This is a genomic window from Chitinophaga flava (assembly GCF_003308995.1).
In the GTDB taxonomy this organism is placed as follows: Bacteria; Bacteroidota; Bacteroidia; order Chitinophagales; family Chitinophagaceae; genus Chitinophaga; species Chitinophaga flava.
The window spans coordinates 311,512-333,076 of sequence record NZ_QFFJ01000003.1; the positions used below are offsets into that span (position 1 = coordinate 311,512).

Below are 21,565 nucleotides of genomic sequence, written 5' to 3' on the forward strand. Positions count from 1 at the left end.
ATGAAGAAGACCTCTTTTGTATTAAAACAGGTTGCACTTGCTGCTTGCCTGATATTAAACCTGCCGGAGATTTCCGCCCAGGCACCGGATGGGTCAAAGCAGCCCACTGCAACCGCTTCTCCCCTGCCTCCGGGTTACGGAAATACTGTTATAAATTTTATCCGTACACGGGAGCCCAATATGCCCACCAGCGATAATGCGCTGGTGGGCAGCACCACCGATATAAAAGCCGTTGCACAGCACACACAATATTTTGATGGACTAGGCCGGCAGTTGCAGACAGTACTCAAAGGTGTCAGCAGTACAGGGAAGGATCTGGTGGCTCCTGTTGTTTATGATGAACTGGGAAGAGAACAATACAAATACCTTCCTTATGTGCCCCAGACAGGTAATACCAGCGACGGTAGATTTAAAGCAAATCCCTTTAATGACCAGCAGTCCTTTTACCAGAATAATGTGGTAAATCCGGGAATGAAAAATGAAAGTGTTTTTTATAGTCAGATAGCGTATGAAGCTTCTCCTCTGAACAGAGTGATGAATACCTATGCAGCAGGCAACAGCTGGGCGAAAACCGGCGGGGACCGGCCCATAAGAAAACAGTACATGGCAAACGCAGTCAATGATTCTGTCAGAATATGGAACATATCCGGGAATAATGCTGTTACCAATGCTATATATGCTCCGGGGCAGCTCTACAAAAATGTGACCACTGACGAAATGGGCAACCAGGTGATTGAATACGAGAACAAGGATGGTTATCCCGTATTAAAGAAAGTGCAACTGTCTGACAACCCCGGTACGGCACACATGGGATGGCTGTGTACCTATTACGTGTATGATGAACTTAATAACCTCCGCTTTGTCATTCCACCGCTGGCAGTTGAAAAGATCACAGACACCTGGAATTTTTCCTTAATAGCAGCCGGATTATGTTTTCAGTACCGGTACGATGGAAAAAAACGGCTGACTGAGAGGAAGATCCCCGGCGCCGAATTAATAGAGATGGTATATGATATTCGCGACCGGCTGGCCCTTTTCCGTGATGGAAATATGAAAAATGATGGCAGATGGTTAATGACATTCTATGACGGTCTTAACAGACCAAGAGAAACAGCCTTATACAAGTCTGCTGCTACTAAGGATGCTTTGCAGAACACCATGAACAGCCCACTCGCCGATGCAAATACATCCTATCAGGTACCTGGAATAAAAGACCTCGTTGTTGCTGTTCATGACCGCAATACTTATGTAGCTACGAATGCAATAACACTGGATAATGGCTTTGAAGCCGCTAGTGAGATGGAAGCTTATATTAACCCATCTCTGACTGGCGGAACAGTTAACATACCCGTCTCAAATCCCTTGCCCAACATCCCGCAGCAGGACCTCACACCCCTAACCTACACTTTCTATGATAAATACAATTTCACCGGAGCGCACCCGGTAACCACTGCGGACTTCAACAAGCTCCAGGCTGGCGACAACCCGTACGCTGAACCGGATGCTTTACCTGGTAATATGACACAGGGAAATATAACCGGAACAAAAGTAAGGATACTGGACACCGATCAGTGGCTGACCACTACCTTCTTTTATAACGATAAAGGAAGATCCGTGCAGACTGTCAGTGATAATATTGCCGGTGGAAAGGAGACACTCAGCACTTTATATGATTTTAGCGGAAAAGTACTCAGCACCTTTCTTCGTCATACCAATCCACGCAGTGGTGCTACCCCACAAACCAACGTGCTGACGATGCTCAGCTACGATGCTGCCGGAAGGCCCGTGAGTGTGAAGAAAAAAATAAATGATGATCCTGCACTGGAAAGGATAATTGCAGCGAGTGATTATGATGAACTGGGACAGCTCAAAACAAAAGCCCTTGGTGTAAAAGCCAATGGTCAGGCTATTGAGCAGCTGACTTACGAGTACAATATCCGTGGCTGGATGAAGAGTATCAACAAAGACTATTTGAATGGCAGTAGTAGTCTGTCTCACTTCGGCCAGGAGCTTGTTTATGATTTCGGTTTCAGCAACCATACCTATAACGGCAATATCGCCGGTGTCCGCTGGAAAGGCTGGAATGACCCGCTGGTAAGAGCTTACGGTTATAGTTACGACAAAACAAACAGGCTTACCAGAGGAGATTTCTCACAACAGAATGTAGCAGGTGGAAATTGGACAAAGGATAAAATGGATTTCACGGTAGAAGAAATCGCCTATGATGCCAATGGTAATATTATGAGAATGGCCCAGAGAGGAATGGATGGCATTGCGTCCCCTGTCATGCTGGATCAACTGACATACAAATACGAAGACAATAGCAATAAACTGTTGCTGGTAAAGGATGATAGCCCCGTTGCATCTCAACTCGGTGATTTCAAGGACGGTAATAAAAACGGAAATGATTACGAGTATGATCTGAACGGCAACCTTAAAAAAGACCTGAACAAGGATATTTCATCCATCAGGTATAATCACCTGAATCTCCCGGCAGTAATTACCAGTGGTAAAGGCGACATCATTTATCAGTATGATGCCCTGGGAAATAAGGTACAGAAGATAGTGACAGATAAAACAACAACACCTGTCCAAACTATCACCACCAGCTATATAGGTAGTTCCTTATACCAGAACGATACGCTTAAGTTCCTGGGTCATGAAGAAGGCCGTGTACGGCTGAAATATAAGACAGGTAACCCTCCGGCTTATGTGTATGATTATTTCGTGAAAGATCATCTGGGTAATACCCGCCTGGTACTCACTGAAGAAAATGATATATCTACCTATGCTGCTACCATGGAAGTTCCTGCAGCTGCCCGCGAAAATGCCTTATTCAGCAATATTGATGTCACCCGTGTTCCAAAGCCGGTTGGTTATCCCGCAGGCAGCAACAATACCAAAAACGAATCTGTAGCCCGGCTAAATGCCAAAGATGGTGGAAAGAAAATTGGTCCTGCTATTGTACTGCGTGTGATGGCAGGCGACACTGTCCGGATCGGCGCCCATGCGTTTTATAAATCGCAGGGCCCCAATCAGAAGCGGCCCTCCGATGCTACTCCCGAAAATATGCTTGCTGACCTCATACAGGCATTCGGAGGAAATAATATATCTTCAGCTGAACATACTGCGGGTGCAGTAAACAATCAATCACTCTTCAATACCAACTTCTATAATCATGATTACAGAAGATTAAAGGAAAAAAGTCCGGATGAAAACAAAGCCGACAAACCTAAGGCTTACCTGAATTTCGTACTATTCGATGATCAGCTGAAGCTGGTAGAGGACAACAGCGGCCTGAAACAGGTGAAGGGAGAACCGGACCAGCTCCAGACCTTGGCTGTAAACCCAATGCCGGTTAAGAAGAGCGGTTTCCTGTATGTTTATACCAGCAATGAAAGCGCTCAGGATGTATTTTTTGATAACGTTGTGGTGACGCAAACAACGGGTAAAGTGATAGAAGAAACACATTATTACCCGTTTGGGCTGACTATGGCCGGTATCAGCAGCAACGCCCTGAAAGGAAAGAACTATCCCGAAAACAGAATGAAGTATAATGGGAAAGAGCTGCAGAACAAGGAATTCAGTGATGGCAATGGGATGGAGTGGTATGATTATGGTGCCCGCATGTATGATGTACAACTGGGAAGATGGAATATGATAGATCCATTGTCTGAAATGTATCAGCAGTATACGCCCTATAACTATGTCTTTAATAATCCGGTGGGAATGATTGATCCGGATGGCCGGGAAGTGAAGTCTACCCATACCGATTCATTGGGAAAGGTACTGGCTGTTTTTAACGATGGAGACCTGGGCGTTTATAAACATGATGATGCGACTACCGCAGATGAGGTGCGCACCAAAAGGCAGGAAACAAAGTCTACCGATGGTGGCGGTACAAAAATGGGAACAACAGAGTACTGGGATGAGTTTATAGACCCCGATACCTATGAGGCGAAAGGCAGGATTATGTTTGGAGAGTCCTGGGACAAAGCCATCAAGGATAAACACGAACTGGCAAAAAGTTATGGCAACTTAGTTGTAGTTGGGCAGCGGTCTAAACTTAACCAGCCACTAGACCTCAAGAATGATGTTAACTATGCACCACATGGAATCATGACCGGCAAGCTGTTGAACGGAAAATATGCATCGGCAAGATCAGCAGGGAACTACCTTGCCGGCTATAATGGCAGGGAAATCACTATGTTTGGGGGATACGCCGGGAATATAAGCTTTGACACCTATATGAGATTAGCAGGAGCATTGCAACAAGGACATTATAATAAATGGAATGCAGCAATGATATTACTGTTCAAAGTGGAATATGGCCCTGCGCCCTGGTTTGGGGAAATGGAATATACCGGCAGAATGGTAAAGAAAGGTTGGCAACATTCAAGCAAATAAGTATGGGTAAATTTAAATCGTATGTATTAGCGCTCATTTTACTGGTATTGCTGGGAGCATTGACACTTTATCTGGTTATCCCCGGAAAAGATGCTTTCGAGGAATATAGGATTATCCGGGTAGCTGCAACGGATAAAAAAGAGGCTGTTTTTATCCGTCAGAAGATATGGGGGCTGACCAGTGATCACCGCATTGTCTACATCACTGCAAGCAAAGAGGATAAGAAGGACCCTGATGGGAAAACAGATTATATATTTAACGGATTTTCATCCGTGTTCTATAAACAGGAAAAGGATACCATCTTTATATTCTGTTCTGTTCCGTCCGACATTCCTCCAAACTGGAACAGTCCGTATCATGTGGTCCAGGTGAAATTGAACAATCCGGATGAAATGGATTTGCTGGATAAAGAAAATTATAAAAAGAAAGCACTGATACTTGTTAACTAGTTCCCCGGACTGAGGTCCAGGGCTAAAATTGTAACGCCAATATCAAGCCTCCCGGCCATCCCGGGCGGCCTGATATTGGCGTTACGCTTATCATCTAATAAAAATAAATTTGCGCAGTTAAATAGTTGCACTTATATTTGCAGTCAAATGGCTGCGCAAAATGGAAACTCGTAGAGATGTATTTCAAGCAATAGCAGACCCAACCCGCAGGGCGATTTTGGGCCTGGTAGCTTTGCAGGCAATGACCCCTGGTGCAATTGCTGAAAACTTTAACTCATCAAGACAAACGATCTCAAAGCACATTCAGATTTTGAACGAATGTGAATTACTGAACCAAACTCAATCAGGCCGGGAAATCTATTATCATTTCAATCCTTCAAAAATGAAAGAAATAGCAGATTGGCTGGATCCATACCGGAAACTATGGGAAGGCAGGTTGTCGGCAATGGATGACTTACTTACGGAAATGCAAACAAAAAAAGGAAAATCAAAAAAATAGTTTACTCACAATCTAAAATCATAAAAAATGAACAAACAAATGTATCCATGCTTATGGTTTGATGGTCAGGCCAGAGCAGCAGCAGATTTTTACTGCACCATTTTTCCTGATTCAAAAATAATCAACGATTCCGGGATGGTTGTAAATTTTGAGCTCAACGGGCAGTTCTTCATGGGCTTAAACGGAGGTGATAACTTTAAATTTAATGAAGCTGTTTCTTTCGTTATTCCATGTAAAGACCAGGAAGAAATTGATCACTATTGGTATAAACTTATTGCAGACGGAGGAAAGGAAGGTAATTGCGGATGGTGTAAAGATAAATTCGGGTTTTCCTGGCAGGTAGTTCCTACAATATTGAGCGAGCTGATGTCAAATCCCGAAAAAGGACAACGTGTTATGCAGGCTTTTCTAAAAATGAAAAAATTTGATATTGAAGCCTTACAAAATGCCTGAGAGCGGGAACTAAGACTGTTCATTAATTTACTTATATCATCACGCAAATATGGCAAAGCAAATTGAAGTTACCAGAATATTTAATGCGCCTATTGAAATGGTTTGGGAAATTTGGACAGATCCTGAATTAGTAAAGCGTTGGTGGGGCCCCAAACATTATATATCACCTGTAGCGAGAATTGATTTTCGCATAGGAGGTAAATCCCTGGTAAGCATGAAGGCTCCGCTGGAAATGGGTGGTCAGGAGTTTTTTTCGATCTGGGAATATATAAAAATTGTTCCCTTAAAAACAATTGAGTTTATTCAAAATCTGGCTGATGAAAACGGTAATAAAACCGATCCTGCAAAACTGGGTATGCCTTCAGATTTTCCTCTTGATATAAAAACTGTCGTAACCTTTAAAGCAGTCTCGGATAAAAAAACAGAGATGACTGTTACTGAATATGCAGAATTTGGTACGATAAGCCACTTCGCACAAATTGGCCTGGAACAAAGTATGGAAAAAATGGTTGCTATTTTTAGTTAATGAGAACATAATAACAGCACTATAGAGATAGGAAAATCAAAATAGAATCATCGGTAAAAATCATTTAAAATAACATTTGTTTCACGATCAATATCTATATACCCGCCAGGTAATAGTTCCATAGTAGGGCCAGCCCATTGTACAGCAAATGCACCAGCATTGTGGTAGTGAAAGCAGGCCGGTTCTGTTCCTTGGACCGGGCATAACAATAGGCCAGGATGATGCCGGGAAAATACATGGTTAACACATAGCCATTGGAATAACTATGGCTGAAAGCGAAGAACAGCGAGGACGCAATAATATAGCAGTGCAGAAACCACCTATGCAGGCCCTTTTTAAAAATGCCGGTGATCGCATAGGGTATAGCCTGGAAAATAAGGGTCTCTATCGGTGGAGCAAGTAATATCATTACGCTGATTCGTTCTGTCATGCTTTTAGGCCGGTACCCGCCAACATCCACCCCCAGGCCGTAGAGGACAAGACTTATCAGGATAGCATACAGAAAACTAATCAAGACCGATATTAATATTAACCGGAAATCGATCCTGCCTCTTGGTATTGGGTTAGTATCCATTTTTACTGGCATAGGTTTAAGCCGGGAAATTACACAAAGGCACTGTATTTTACACCCTACCGGTAGTTTTTATTTTTGCGTGTCCTCTTAACTTTTCTGCGTGATTATATGCTAAACAAAAGAGCCTTTCAAGTTCTCACTTGAAAGGCTCTTGTTAACTGCCCCACAGGCCATCATGAACGCCCAGAGCCACCAAATAAAGTTTTCTCTTTTTATCTTCTTTCAGGTCTTATTATCCTGCCTATCTTATCGATATAATACCATTCGGTTCTACCAGGGATTTTCACACGAGCGAAACCGTTTTTGAACGAAGTAGCCTTATAAAAGGAAGGTTCAATTACCCAGGCTCCATCATGATTAATATACCCAAATCCACTCCGGGATTCTATCAGTGCTAAGCCTTCGGAAAAATTTTCGGCAGATGTTATGGGATATGTATTGAGGATGGAACCTTTAGGTTTTAAAATATCTTTGTTAATCACAACATCACCGTTCCTATTGATATACCCCCAATTGTCATTCAACTTCACCTTAGCTAAGCCTTCGCTGAAATTGCCGATCTCCTCGAATTGTGGCTCTACCTGCCAACGATCTTTGATATTCTTCAACCCGGAATAAGGGCCCCGATATCCTTTCTCAACAAATAAAGCATCTTCGCCCAAATATGCCAAACGTCCCACTGCAGTATTCAACGATTTCCCTTTTGTATCTATGTAACGGATCTCTCTGCCGACAAAATGTCCCCGGGGATAGTATATAATTTTGATGACGCCATTATGGAAATCATAATATTCATTTCTACCTAAATAATGCGCATCATCTGGAGAGACAGCCTCTGCCCGGAGTTCGAATGCTATCTTGTAAGTACTATCGATGTATTGATAATATGTTCCACCATCTGCCTGTTTCTCAACAAATGCATAGCCTTCATGAAAATCACGGACTGCAGAGAACTGCGGTAAAACCACTTCTACCCCTTTTCCATTAATGAATCCCCACTTGCCATCCCGATATACACGCGCATAGCCGTTTTTGAAGTCGCCGATCTTGTCGTAGCGAAACTGCGTAATGAGCTTACCTGTTGTATCAATACATCCATACAACTTATCTACTCCGCCAACCACTGCAAATCCTTCTGAGAAATTGCGGGCTTCCCTGAAATACTGATTGAATTGATTTTTACCTGCTTTATTAATGAAATGAGGATTTGAACGATACTCCGACTGTACAATCGCAAACCCATCTTTGAAAGGTTGGGCACTTTCGTATATCGGTAAAATTTGAAACACTCCGCTTTTATTAATATAACCGAACTTGTTATTCTTGCCAAAGCTTTTAATCATTACTTCGCCATATTTATCGGCTGCAACAACTGCTAATCCGTCACTAAATTCCTCCGCCTCCATAAACAAGTAGTGAGCGGGTCTTAACTCAAAATCAGCCGTATTCGTGGCTCTTAGCGTATCTTTATTACCGGTACTCGCTTTGGAACGACCTGCAGCTATACCTTTCTGTACAATTGCCCGTATATTCTCCGGCAATTTACTTACATCGGTAGCATGATATTCCCAGGTAGCCCCTTCCCTCTTCGTATAAATTTTGTAGTAATAATCATAAGCATCCGAAAAATACATGTCCCCAATTTTTTGCTGAAACCCCATTCTTTTGACACTTGTTTCCAACTGATCCTGCGGTATATCGGGGAACTGCTCTTCCATGTATTCATACTTTCCATTTACGACGATGTAATGCGTGCAAACATTATACAAACGCTCATTAAACAGATACCAGAAATCCTGGTAACACATGGTTACATCATCCACTCCATCTGCCCGATGTGTTGAATCTACAGTATACTCTGGCTGCTCGAACTCATTGAGTTGAATGGTCAGATTCTGAAGATGTGCATACTTTTGTACAGTGTATTGCACCGTTGGTAAATCATCTCCGAATTGGGGACGGGGATCGAAAGACTGAGCCTGGGAACTTATTCCTGCCAATGCTAATGCAGTTATACAGAATAGAGATTTCATATTGATAGTCTTCATTAGAATTCGGTATTCGGATCAGGAAGATAGATTGGAATTTGTGTTCCATCCCGGCGTATATATTTCCATTCTTTATTGCCTTCCGAAAAAACAACGCAGGCAAAACCGTTTTTAAACGGACGGGCATTTTTCAAAGTCGGTTTGATAAACCAATGCCCATTGATGTCTATATATCCATATTTCCCATTCACTTTCACAACAGCGAGTCCTTCTGAGAAGTTAGATACATAGTCGAATGAAGCTTCCTTTTGTACTGCACCCGGAGGATCAGCGACACCTGGGTTAATAATGATGCGGCCGGATTTATCTGCAAAACCCCAATTACCATTACGCATAACAGCTATGCGGTCGTCAGACATATTGCCAATCTCATCATACACTGATGGTATTACCCAATCTCCATTTCGATCTATCAGGCCCATTTTACCACAGGCTTCTACCCTGGCATATCCATTCACAAAATGATGAAGTGTTAACTCACAACCACGGGATTTGACACGGATTACTTCTTTACCAGTGATATTGATATATATTTGTTTGCCATCTCGTTCAATAATGGCAATACCATCATAAAAATCTCCCGGTAACAGTGTCTCATTTCTTAATTCATTTAAGGTTGCAGGAACTGCTCTTTCATTTGATCTAAACTCATACGCCACCTGTCCGTCCTTGCCGATATAATAGCTTCTATATCGCCTATCTCCTTCTTTTCCCACTAAGGCATACCCTCCTTTGAAATCATGTGCGTTGTCAAATTGTAATATCAAAGCTTCTTTCCCGCTTAAGTCAACAAAGCCCCATTTTTTTTCATACATCACAGCGGCCATACCTTCAGAAAAGGAACGGGCATCATCATATTGCATCCTGGTAACCTGTGCTCCCTGGGTATCAATAAATCCGAAACCAACATCCCGATATACAAGGGCACGGTGTTCATTGAACAAGTATGCATGCTGAAATTCACCATCAATATTTCCGGCATATTGATCAGGAATATATTCCCAGAGATCAGTATTAGGGTTCATTACCAGGGCATAATGCTCCTGATAGTCTGAAGCCTTCAAATAATATGGCTCGTCCTGTATCAAAACACCCGCCGTATCAATATATCCGTATAAGGTGACTGAATTACCGTCTTTATCGGTTTCTGTACCTGCTACACCGATAGCAGCAAGACCACCATGGAAGTCATTTGCTACATGCACAGCATTCTCCAGAGCAGCTTTCCGCCGCTTTTCGTCTTCTTCCGCCATACGTTTAGCATAACTGGCGATAGAATCTTTAACACGTTGTTGTAAAGAAACGGGAAGCCTGGCTACTTCCATGGGATAATGTTCCATGACCACCTTACCTGCGTGGTTTTTATAAAAGCGGGAATAACTGCTATAATCACTATAACAATAGATGTCGCCTACCAGGAGCATACCCAGGGATTTGAATACTTCACTATTTGTGATTTCCGCGATATTGGTACTGTTATACTCCGTGTAAGTGTAATGCAGGGCGTTATTTACCAATACACAATGCATAACCTCATCGATCTGCTTTACATCATTCACCGGAAACCATTCTGGCTTCGTTAATATGGCTTCCATAGTAGTGTCGTTGATTTTTGGGTAGGAAATCGTAGCCCGTTGTTTACCTGCTGGTTGGACTAGATTAATGATCTCCAGTTTCGAGTTGAGAAACTCCTTCACTTTCGCCAGATCTGCTAAATACAAATTCTGTGCTGCAAGTTGATGGCAACTGAGTGTTATAAGGGTTAACACAACCACCCATACGAATATAGATTTCATGAATTCTTAGGTATAAGTATTGTGAATATAATACATATTTAAATATTAAATCATTCTTATATATGCATTATGAATCGTCACTTGAGTATACGGAGAGAAGTTGTGGGGAAGTGTTTAAAAGAACTTTTCTGCTGGCTCAAAGCGGGAAAACCTGACACTCACAAAAAACAAAAAAAGGTTGCAAATTTTTGATTTACAATCTTTCCTAGTTCCTAAGTGGCGGCATATTATCGAATCAGTTTTTATCGGTTTTAATTCAATTAAATGCTGACACCAGCTGCGGTATAGATTTTTCGGATACGGTTTCCAGAATTTTTTCAAATACATCCATAGATAATGAATTGATACTGCTTAATTCCTGTAGTGATAAAATATTCCTGTATCAAAGATGGTCCAGCGACAGGCCTTTTGTCCGCAGCTTTTTAACCCGTTGTTAGCCCAGGTATTGCAGGTGCAAAACAGGTTATATCTCCCTTGGGCCTCGTAAAAAGCGTCGTCATCGCTATAATTGGCATTTGTATTTATTTTGATCGGCATACCATCTATGCCAGGTTTAAAGGTATTACTGATATATTGTATTAATCTTGTATACTGGGATTTATTGATCATGATCTTGCGACAGTTTTCATTTTCCTGCAGCTGGCGATAATAAGTAGCATGGATAGCAGCTGTACTTAAGGCAAAAGCTGCTTTGAATGCGGTACTGAATTTAAGATCGGCCCAAGTGGGTGTTTGCAGGTAGAAGCCCTTATCTCCCCAGCCGAAAGCCAACAGCTGAGCACTGCTGTCATTGGCTATGGTGTTGTCAAAACGAATGCGGGTGCTCCAGTCGATCTGCTCTGTGTGTACAGGTACCACCAGATCGGTATGTACACCGTTAGTGAGTATGTATATAGGAATATCAGCATCTGCGACCTGCTCTTTTGAGGTGCTCATACGGGAAAGGATATACGCCGATGAAAGGTACAGGCCAACAAACAGGCAAAAGGTTAATAGCGTATAGGTAATAATTTTAAAGACTTTCTTCAAGGACTTGGTTTTTGAGCCGGTAAAATAGAGAATTCTGTTTATTATAGCAATTCACTTTGACATAAGGTTTTCAATTAAATTTGTGGAGATGTCAAGGACAGAATAGATGAACCCTTTCTCATTTCTACACTGCATTTTAAGAAAAAAACGGAGTTACACCAACAGAAAGCCTGACAATAAGCGCCGGCTGCTGAATATGTAAGTCTGCTGTTTCCAGAGAAAGGTGGCATTCATCGAGGATAAGCCAGATTTTATAAAAATCCCGCCGGGCAGGCGCCAGATCCATAGGTCTGTTATTTAACTGATAGTCTGCTGCCCTAAAGGATGTCATCCGGAAATTATTCCCATTATTTGCCATATCTTAAAAGTATAAAAAACAAATATTTTTCATTCCGAAATTCTCCCGGCAGAGCATCAACACAAAAAACCTCAAGCAAAAGATTTCCTGCCTGCAGTTGCCGTTAAGGATTGTCCGACTCACCGAAACCCGATACAACCTAAGCGCTAAATAAAAAAGTCTTCCAGGTTTTACTTGAAAGGCTTTTATAACCTGTGGCCCACTAGTGGAATGCAAGGCTTTCTTTGCTTGTGGTAAATTTTCTTATCACTGTATATATACTGCATAGGATAGTACTATTTTTAAAATTACTAACAAGGAACCTTATCTTTTAAAAGAAATATGTTTAAGTTTTAAAAATCCTTAATGAATTTACAGAACACATCGATTAGTATTTGCAGTTAATAAAAAGAATTGTTAGTTTTTTTTAACTTTTCTACATAGATTTATTAACCCCTTTTTCTTCTGCACTGAATCCAGTGATTTGTGCTTTTCTTTTTTTCCCGATGAAAGTATCTACTCTGTAGCTGAGTGACGGCAGAGCCGTGCAATCACAGTCGGGGTTTATTGATCAATTAATATTTGAAGTTTTGTAACGTGATATACGTATGTATACATGGAAAGTCCGTGTTTGTTAATTATCATAATGTAATCTTATTCAGTTACCTACCTGGATAATATTCATTCAGGAAGAATCATGTCTGTCTCATATATGATTCCCCTTAAAGCCGGTTACCATAGCACATGCCTGATGTTATCGTATGCTATTACCCTCGCAAAAAAAACTATTGTAAAATCCGTTGTTAACACGTTTATTTTATGAAGAAACAAGATAGTCCTGCAACACTGTCAGCAATGTTGATAAGGCTCAAAGATGTTAAAGATAAAGGGATCACTTTTATCGGAACAGGCAACAAGGAAGAGTTCCTTTCATACGGCCAACTTTATGCAGATGCCTTGTCCTGGATGTATTATTTGCAGGAGCAGGGGCTGCGCTCTGGTGATGAACTAGTGTTACAGGTGGAAGATAATAAAACCTTTCTGCAGATTTTCTGGGCCTGTATATTAAGTGCTATTATACCAGTCCCGGCTTCTGTTGCCTACCATACAGAGAACGTAACCAAATTAACCAGGATAAGCGCATTTTTAAATCATCCATTCCTGGTCACTAACCGTCCACATTATGAAAAACTATGTGAACAAAAGAATACAGACAGGAACTTCGAAGAACATTTTGATCGTGTGCTTTTTACGGAAGATATGAAGCATGCAGGCAGAGAAGGACAGATATATCCTGTAACTGCGGATATGATTGCATTCCTGCAGTTCTCTTCTGGTTCTACAGGCGATCCTAAAGGAGTAACATTGACCCATGCCAATGTGATCGCCAATATATGCGGTTCTTTATTGGTGAACGATTGGAATGAGCAAGATAGTACGCTGAGCTGGATGCCGTTAACACATGATATGGGTCTGATCTGCTTTCATCTATATCCGCTCCAAATAGGCATACAACAATATTTTATGCCCACGGATTTGTTTATAAGGGCTCCTTTAGTATGGTTGCAAAAGATATCAACTCATCGCGTTACGATAACAGGTTCTCCCAACTTTGGTTATAAATACTACCTGACTCAATTCAGGGAGCATAAAGCGAGCGACCTGGACCTGTCTTGCCTGCGTATCATTAATAATGGTGCAGAACCCATATCAGCAGCTTTATGTCGCCGTTTTACAGATACGATGAAGAGCTGTGGTCTTCATCCTCATGCAATACGGACAGGATATGGATTGGCAGAAGCCACACTGAAGGTGAGCTTCACGCGTTCTTTTCCTGCGTTGAAAACTATTCTGGTAAAGAGAAAAATGTTGACCCTGGGCAACTGTGTAATAACACATGACAGCGTACAGCCCATGCCTTCGGAAAGTACACTTGAGCTGGTAAATGTGGGAGAACCCATCATCGGTATGAATATCAGGATCTATGATGAACAGGACAATATATTACCGGAGGGTTATATGGGGCTTATCCGGGTCAAAGGGGATAGTGTAACCCGAAAATATTATAACAATGCAGCGGCTACAAACGCTTCCATCAGTAAGGATGGATGGTTGAACACAGGTGATACAGGATTCATGTGGGAAGGGTGTTTGTATGTCGCAGGAAGAGTAAAGGATATCATCTTTGTAAATGGTGCAAATATATATCCGCATGATATAGAAAATACATTAGAACAATTAGAAGGTATCGATACGGGAAAAGTGGTGGCTTGTGGTATACCGGACAAAGAAACTGGAGTAGAGGCTATTGTCATCTTTGTGGTGCACAAAGCCTCAGTAGAGGCATTCAAGCCTCTTGCCGATGCTATAAAAGGATTTATTGCAGCACGTTTGGGCTTGGAAATAAAACAGGTCGTACCAGTGAGAAAAATACCAAAAACCACCAGCGGAAAAGTGAAACGGTATTTATTGGCGGAATCCTTTGTACAAGGCGATTATACAACTATTATCAACACAATGGAGGAAGTGCATAAGGGTACTGATAAAGTATCCCCGCTGTCTGCTCCTTCTGCCCTGTCTAAAGATACAATTGAGCAATGGTTATGTGAATGGTTACAACAGCGTTTTAATCTTACAGCAACAGATCTGGTGGTAGACAAGCCATTTTCTGCGTATGGTATGACTTCCATGCATGTAGTTGTCCTGGCAGCCGATCTGGAAGTGTTGCTGGGCACTACGGTTGAGAAAACCATTATTTATAATTTCCCTACCCCGGCTACCTTATCAGCATATCTTTCGGGCACAGGTAATGATGCAAAGAAAGAATCTGAGCTGCGTCATAGCGAGGGTGATGATAACGACAGTATTGCAATAGTGGGTATTGGGTGTCGTTTCCCCGGAGATATTAATACCCCGGAAGCATTCTGGACATTTTTAAAAGAACAGCGTAGTGCCATTACCGTTACCCCGGAAGATCGTTGGGATGTGGCAGCCAATTCTGCCACAGAGGAGATAACCTCCGGAAAGATGTATACTCAGCACGGTGGCTTTCTGAAGCAGGTGGATAAGTTTGATCCGATGTTTTTTGGTATCTCACCGAAGGAAGCTGCTTATATGGACCCGCAGCAACGGCTGTTACTCGAAATATGCTGGGAAGCACTGGAGCATGGAGGATTTTCAGCATTAAAGCTGAGAGGTAGTGATAGCGGGATTTTTATTGGCATGGGATCGGATGATTATGAAACGATCATTCATGATAACAAGGAGCATTCTTTTGGTGAAGACATGGACAGCCTCGGTGTTGAAAGAAGTATCGCTGCTGGCAGGATCGCCTATACATTCGATTTTCATGGCCCGGTAATGCAATTGGATACAGCTTGTTCCTCCTCTCTGCTCTGCATCCACCAAGCCAGGTTAAGCCTTATACGCAGAGAGTGCTCTCTGGCCCTGGCAGGCGGGGTAAACCTGATGCTGACACCTGATACTACTGCTAAGCTATGTCAGATGAATGCACTTTCTCCAACCGGCTTATGTAAATCATTTGATGACAGCGCAGATGGATACGTGAGAGGAGAAGGCTGTGGTATAGTTGTAATGAAGCGATTGAGGGATGCATTGGCAGATGGCGATAATATCCTTGCGGTGATCAAAGGTTCAGCAGTTAACCACGATGGGCTCAGTAACGGACTTACAGCGCCGAATGGTACCATGCAGCAGCAACTGATCAAAAAAGCATTGAGAGATGCTTCTGTTGGTGCAGAAACTGTGCAATATGTGGAAACGCATGGAACAGGTACCCGTCTGGGTGATCCTGTTGAAGTACAGGCTTTACAGGCTGTATATGGAGATGCCAGTACAAAAGACAAGCCATTATTGATAGGGGCTGTTAAATCAAATATCGGGCATCTGGAAGCAGCGGGAGGTGTAGCCGGGTTTATCAAAACGGTGCTTTGCTTACAACATGGAGAAATACCGGCCAGTCTGCATTATGAGGTTCCCAATAAATTTATACCCTGGAATGAAATGGCCGTTAAAGTAGTCGACAAACTGGTGGATTGGCCCGCTGCTGTAATAAGAAGAGCTGCCGTGAGTGCATTTGGATTGAGCGGGACCAACGTACACGTTATCGTGGAGCAGGCACCCGATGTAAGCAGTGGTGCGGAGGCCCAGCAACGACAGGTCGTGTATCCTTCTTATCCTTTGCTCTTATCTGCTAAAACACCCGCAGCACTGAAAGCATTGGCACAGCAGTATATTCACTTTTGTAATAATAACTCCGCTGATTGGCGGGATATAGCTTATAGTACAGCAATAACCCGTGATGTATTCCAGCACCGGCTAGCATTACAAACAACTTCCAAACAAGCAGCTGGAAAATACCTGCTTGATTATGTAAACGGTATAACAAATGAAATAAGGTCTGGGGTTGCCCAGGCGTCGAAAGGTAAACTGGTATGGCTGTTTACTGGGCAGGGAACCGAAAACTGGAATACGGGGAAAGAATTATATGAACATAATCCGGTGTTTAAAAATGTAATAGATCAATGTGATGCTTTTCTGAAAAACCGTTGGGATATTCAGTTGGTAAAAATATTTTATGAGACGGATGGCGCTGAAAGAGATAAAATTTTACAACAACCCATGTTCGCCCAGCCGGCCGTATTTGCTATTTCCTGTGGCCTGGCAGCTGTATTGAAATCCTGGGGCGTATCTCCATCTATAGTAGTAGGGCATGGTGTTGGGGAATATGCGGCTGCATGCATTGCCGGTGTGTTTAGTCTGGAAGATGGATTGACACTGATTGCTGCAAGGGCTCAATTAACGCAATCAATTAAAGAACGGGGAACAATGGCAATTGTTTTTGCAGATAGTGAATCAGTAGCATCACAAATAGCAGCATATGGTAAAGACCTGTCAATTGCCGCAATCAATGGTCCTGTGAACACCGTAATATCAGGAAAGGAAGACGCTGTAACCTTGGTGTTACAATCGCTAAAGCAGCAAGGTATCAGAAGCAGGAAACTTCCGGTGTCGCATACCTCCCACTCCGCTTTTATGGAGCCCATGTTGGATGAATTCAGGGAAGTTGCCGCCGGGGTTAAGTTTCATCAACCTGTAATTAATCTGATCTCAAGTGTCACCGGTATGCTGGCCACCCCAACTATAGCCAGTCCGGATTATTGGTGTGAACATATTACGGCTCCTGTACAGTTTTATAAAAGCCTCACTACTATAACAGAGCAGGGCGGAGATATGCTGATGGAATTAGGGCCGCATCCTGCACTCCTGCCTTTGGCACAGATGACGCTGGAGTATCCGGAAGATAGCCTATTAACCAGTTTAGAACATGGTGTATCATCCTGGAGTATTATGTTACAAAACTTAATGGCCTTACATGTAAAAGGTATCTCTGTGAATTGGGAGGAGTTTTATGCGGAATGTCTATGCCAGAAAGTAACATTACCTGTATATCCATTTCAACGCCAGCGATATTGGATACAACAGGTAGAAAATACACCGGTAGCAATGACATCTCCTGTAAAAATTAAGGAGATAACGGATACCAGGGATCAGACTGCAGACAGTCATATGGATACCTTAGCGTATCTCCGCGGGACATTGGGTGAACTCTTGAAAATTCCTGCTGCAGAGATTGACATACATAGAGAAATACTATTGCTGGGCGCCAATTCTCTTACTTTGATCCGTATGGTAAAAAGCATAGAGAAAAAGTATGAGGTGAAATTCACCATCCCCCAACTATTCGAAGCACTGACTACGCTTGATCAACTGGCAACATATATTGAAGCGCATAAAACAGTTCAGACGGCTCCTGAAAAAACTGATCCGATACCGGCAACAAGTGATGTCATACAAGCTCCGGCCGCGGCCTCAGATCTGAATAGCGTAGTTACTGCAGTGTCAGCAGTAATACAGGAGCAAATGGAAAATATGCGGCAGCAGATTCTGGTCAGTATGGCGCAGCAATTCAAACTGCTGGCCCTACAACTTGATAGTGTAAGGAGCGTACCTGGTGCAATTGAAACAGTTGCATCCGGCGAGATGAAAAACATTCCGGAGAATGGCCATCACCCAATGGAAGAGAGAAATCCCAAAGGCGAAAGTTTCTCATCAGAAAGCAGCTTATCTGCTATCACCAGGCAGCAGTCAAGGCCCTTACATATCCCATTATCCTTTGAGCAGGAAAGTTTGTGGTTTATTGATCAGCTAGAAGGATCAGTTGCCTATCATGAATACCTCGTTTACAGGGTAGAAGGGGCGATTCAGGTACCGGCTTTAAGATATGCATTGCGGCAGATTGTTAATCGGCACGAGGTGTTGAGAACAGTATTCACACTTGAGGATGAAACGCTGTTTCAGAAGGTATTGGCAGCCGACCAATGGGAATTGGAAATAAATGATCGTACTGTTTATGAGGCGCATTCCCAAACATTGGAAACGTATCTCATCCAATTAGTAAGTGCCCCTTTTGATCTGTCAAAAGATTATATGCTGCGTGCACAGCTGATTCACCTTTCTGAGGTGGAGCATATATTGGTATTAACGACACATCACATTGCTTCTGATGGTTGGTCTATTGATATTCTTTACCGCGAGCTGGTTGAGTTTTATACCGCGTACATGGAATCGCGCACTCCTCAATTACCTTCTCTAAATATGCAGTATGCAGATTATGCGATATGGCAACGGGAGTCCCTATCAGAAGAAGTATTGAATAATAAACTGGTTTATTGGAAAAATAAGCTGGAAGGGGTTATTCCGCTAAACCTGCTTACTGATCATCCACGGCCAGCTGTTCCGGGCATTCAGGGAGCAGCTTTTACTTACAATATTGACTTCGAACTGACAGACGGTTTGCGAAATCTGGGCAAACAGCACGGGTCAACCTTATACATGACCCTTCTGTCTGTATTTAATGTGTTGCTGTACCGCTATAGTGGTCAGGGAGATATTTGTATTGGTACTTCAGTTGTAACAAGAATGAAAGAGGGCGTAGAAGAACTTATCGGTTATTTCGTAAACACGCTGGCTATACGGAATGAACTGAAGAGTGATATTTTGTTTACGCAGTTGCTGAAGCAGGTAAGACAAACAACATTGGATGCATTTGAGCATCATGATGTACCTTTTGCAAAGGTAGTAGATCAGATAACAACAAAAAGAGACCTGGGTCGGAATCCTTTATTTCAGGTTAGGTTTGAGTTGCATGAACAGCCGGATATCTCTGTATTGGATTTGGGAGGGGCACGGTTGTCCGGAGAAATGCTGAATTATACCGCTGCCAAATTTGATTTGATGTTCTCGCTTTATGAGACTAAAGAAGGGTTATACGGAAGAGTGGAGTACGATAAGGACTTATTTGATGAAGATACTATTGTGCAATTAAGCCAACATTTTAAGCAGTTATTGTATGCTGTTGTAAAATCACCTGAAGAACAGATTGGTCGGTTATCCATGTTGAGTCCGCAGGAGCAGGAGCAGTTATTGATATCTTTCAATGACGTCTCAGGAGAGCTTCCTGCAAACAGAACGATGATGGACTTATTTATGGCGCAGGTATATCACACACCGGATGCCATTGCAGTGATGTTTGAAGATCAGCAGCTCACATATAGTGAGCTTGCTGCATCCGCAGATCAATTAGCACACTACTTACGGGCTAAAGGGGTCAGAGAGGAAACAATAGTGCCTATCTGTATAGAAAGGTCCCTGAATATGATCATCGGGATACTGGGGATTTTAAAAGCTGGTGCAGCTTATGTGCCTATCGACACCGAATATCCGATAGATCGGATCAGACATATCCTGGAAGATACAGGTGCGAATATAATAGTAGCCGATACTGCTACAAAGAGTCTTTTTGCATTCATAGAAGAGACCAGCAATATTATTGTCCTGGATGCCGATAAACATATCTTCAGCAAGCATCCAGCTATTACACCTGAGGTGTTCGTTACACCTTCCCACCTGGCATATGTGATTTATACTTCCGGTTCTACGGGTCAACCTAAGGGTGTAATGGTGGAACATGGTGGCATGTTGAATCATTTGTATTCAAAGATAACCACCTTAAATGTCACATCAGATACTACAATAGCATTTACAGCGGCATATACTTTTGATATTTCAGTATGGCAGATGTTTGCTTCCTTGATAAAGGGAGGTAAGACGATCATCTATCATGAATCTCTGATTTTGCAACCGGCGTTATTTCTGGATGCGCTGATTCTTGATCGAATTACTATTCTGGAACTGGTTCCTTCTTATTTGGCTGTTCTGCTGCGGGAAAAAAAGTTGACGTTGCTGAAAGACCTGTGTTTCCTGATTGTTACCGGTGAAGCAGTCAGTCATCATTTGCTGGAGTTGTGGTTTAAATGTCATACTGAAAGAGTGATTCCGGTAGCGAATGCATATGGGCCAACAGAAGCTTCAGATAACATCTGTCATTATGCCATGTATGAATTACCTGAACAGGTGAATATACCCTTAGGCCGGCCCATTCAAAATATGAAAATATACATATTGGATGACTCGCTGCAATTATGTCCTGTAGGGGTGGCCGGGGAAATTTGCGTAACAGGTATTGGGGTGTCTCGTGGTTATCTGAATCGTCCGTCACTCACAGCGGAAAGGTTTATCAAGGACCCATTTTATCCGGAATCGACTATGCGGATGTACCGTACCGGTGATCGGGGAAGGTGGTCGTCGGAAGGCATTATCGAATATCTTGGTCGTGTTGATAATCAGGTAAAGATACGTGGTTATCGAATAGAACCCGGCGAGATAGAAAGTGCGCTGCAGGCATCAGGTATGGTTAACGAGGCAGTAGTGATAGCCCGGCAGGATCATCTGACAAATAACAACAATAATAGTAATCTGATTGCCTATGTAGTACCACAGGAGAACTTTGACAAGGCAGCTGTCCTTTCCTATCTGAAGATGCGGTTGCCGGGATACATGATCCCTACTTTACTTATCGAAATAGATAAATTACCATTAACCGCTAATGGAAAGATTGATAAAAAGGCATTGCCGGACCCTGGCGAGATGGCATCTGTAGGAAACAGGCATGTTCCTCCGGGAAATGAGCTGGAATCTCTTCTGGTTGGTGCCTGGGAGCAGATATTGGGCATATCCGGCGTTGGTATTTACGATAATTTTTTTGAGTCGGGAGGGCATTCTTTGCTGGGTAGCTTGCTGATATCCGTTTTGCGCCGGCAGCTGAAAGTAGAGCTGACCGTTAAAACACTGTTTCATTTTCCTACTGTTGCAAAAATGGCAACATATATTGAATCACAAACGAAGGAATTACTGTTGCCGGTTAAACACCGCCGCATTGTCATATAGTCAGGAACGTCTGTGGTTCATTGATCAGTTGGATGATAGTATTCATTATCACACAATTAAGTTGGAAGGAAAAAGTAA

Annotated in this window: 11 protein-coding genes; 6 read left to right on the forward strand and 5 right to left on the reverse strand. The window is 42.5% G+C overall.

Annotated elements, in window-relative coordinates:
* From DF182_RS31930 to DF182_RS31950, 5 genes are all read left to right on the forward strand, one after another.
* On the forward strand, positions 1-4,407 hold the full coding sequence (locus DF182_RS31930; protein WP_113619963.1) for a DUF6443 domain-containing protein: 4,407 nt from the start codon (positions 1-3) through the stop codon (positions 4,405-4,407).
* 2 nt (positions 4,408-4,409) lie between these two features.
* Entirely contained in the window at positions 4,410-4,856 is a 447-nt protein-coding gene (locus tag DF182_RS31935; protein WP_113619964.1) for a hypothetical protein, read from the forward strand.
* Positions 4,857-5,016: 160 nt separating this feature from the next.
* Positions 5,017-5,355 carry an ArsR/SmtB family transcription factor gene (locus DF182_RS31940; protein WP_113619965.1) on the forward strand — a complete coding sequence of 113 codons (339 nt, stop codon included), beginning with the start codon at positions 5,017-5,019 and terminating at the stop codon, positions 5,353-5,355.
* Between the two features lie 27 nt (positions 5,356-5,382).
* On the forward strand, positions 5,383-5,808 hold the full coding sequence (locus tag DF182_RS31945; RefSeq protein ID WP_113619966.1) for a VOC family protein: 426 nt from the start codon (positions 5,383-5,385) through the stop codon (positions 5,806-5,808).
* Positions 5,809-5,857: 49 nt separating this feature from the next.
* A complete protein-coding gene (locus tag DF182_RS31950; protein WP_113619967.1) occupies positions 5,858-6,334 on the forward strand; it encodes an SRPBCC family protein in 477 nt (158 codons plus the stop codon).
* A 94-nt stretch (positions 6,335-6,428) separates the two neighbouring features.
* Here DF182_RS31950 and DF182_RS31955 read toward each other — a convergent pair whose 3' ends face one another.
* From DF182_RS31955 to DF182_RS31975, 5 genes are all read right to left on the reverse strand, one after another.
* Complete coding sequence (locus DF182_RS31955; protein ID WP_161964346.1) at positions 6,429-6,848, reverse strand: CPBP family glutamic-type intramembrane protease; 420 nt, start codon at positions 6,846-6,848, stop codon at positions 6,429-6,431.
* A 272-nt stretch (positions 6,849-7,120) separates the two neighbouring features.
* Positions 7,121-8,956 carry a WG repeat-containing protein gene (locus DF182_RS31960; protein ID WP_113619969.1) on the reverse strand — a complete coding sequence of 612 codons (1,836 nt, stop codon included), beginning with the start codon at positions 8,954-8,956 and terminating at the stop codon, positions 7,121-7,123.
* The gene (locus DF182_RS31965) at positions 8,956-10,752 is read right to left on the reverse strand and encodes a WG repeat-containing protein (RefSeq protein ID WP_113619970.1); all 1,797 of its coding nucleotides are present in this window, start codon (positions 10,750-10,752) and stop codon (positions 8,956-8,958) included. The genes DF182_RS31960 and DF182_RS31965 overlap by 1 nt, the downstream gene beginning before the upstream one ends.
* Positions 10,753-11,103: 351 nt before the next feature.
* On the reverse strand, positions 11,104-11,781 hold the full coding sequence (locus tag DF182_RS31970) for a TIGR02117 family protein (protein ID WP_262511123.1): 678 nt from the start codon (positions 11,779-11,781) through the stop codon (positions 11,104-11,106).
* Between the two features lie 136 nt (positions 11,782-11,917).
* On the reverse strand, positions 11,918-12,139 hold the full coding sequence (locus DF182_RS31975; protein WP_113619972.1) for a hypothetical protein: 222 nt from the start codon (positions 12,137-12,139) through the stop codon (positions 11,918-11,920).
* A gap of 798 nt (positions 12,140-12,937) precedes the next feature.
* On the opposite strand from DF182_RS31975, the gene DF182_RS31980 reads away from it, so the two are divergent.
* On the forward strand, positions 12,938-21,487 hold the full coding sequence (locus DF182_RS31980) for a non-ribosomal peptide synthetase/type I polyketide synthase (RefSeq protein ID WP_113619973.1): 8,550 nt from the start codon (positions 12,938-12,940) through the stop codon (positions 21,485-21,487).
* Positions 21,488-21,565 lie beyond the last annotated feature (78 nt).

Excerpts from the sequence above, each read along its gene's own strand:
- DF182_RS31930 (WP_113619963.1), top strand. The coding sequence starts at position 1 with ATGAAGAAGACCTCTTTTGTATTAAAACAGGTTGCACTTGCTGCTTGC.
- DF182_RS31935 (WP_113619964.1), top strand. The coding sequence starts at position 4,410 with ATGGGTAAATTTAAATCGTATGTATTAGCGCTCATTTTACTGGTATTG.
- DF182_RS31940 (WP_113619965.1), top strand. The coding sequence starts at position 5,017 with ATGGAAACTCGTAGAGATGTATTTCAAGCAATAGCAGACCCAACCCGC.
- DF182_RS31945 (WP_113619966.1), top strand. The coding sequence starts at position 5,383 with ATGAACAAACAAATGTATCCATGCTTATGGTTTGATGGTCAGGCCAGA.
- DF182_RS31950 (WP_113619967.1), top strand. The coding sequence starts at position 5,858 with ATGGCAAAGCAAATTGAAGTTACCAGAATATTTAATGCGCCTATTGAA.
- DF182_RS31960 (WP_113619969.1), bottom strand. The coding sequence starts at position 8,956 with ATGAAGACTATCAATATGAAATCTCTATTCTGTATAACTGCATTAGCA.
- DF182_RS31965 (WP_113619970.1), bottom strand. The coding sequence starts at position 10,752 with ATGAAATCTATATTCGTATGGGTGGTTGTGTTAACCCTTATAACACTC.
- DF182_RS31975 (WP_113619972.1), bottom strand. The coding sequence starts at position 12,139 with ATGGCAAATAATGGGAATAATTTCCGGATGACATCCTTTAGGGCAGCA.
- DF182_RS31980 (WP_113619973.1), top strand. The coding sequence starts at position 12,938 with ATGAAGAAACAAGATAGTCCTGCAACACTGTCAGCAATGTTGATAAGG.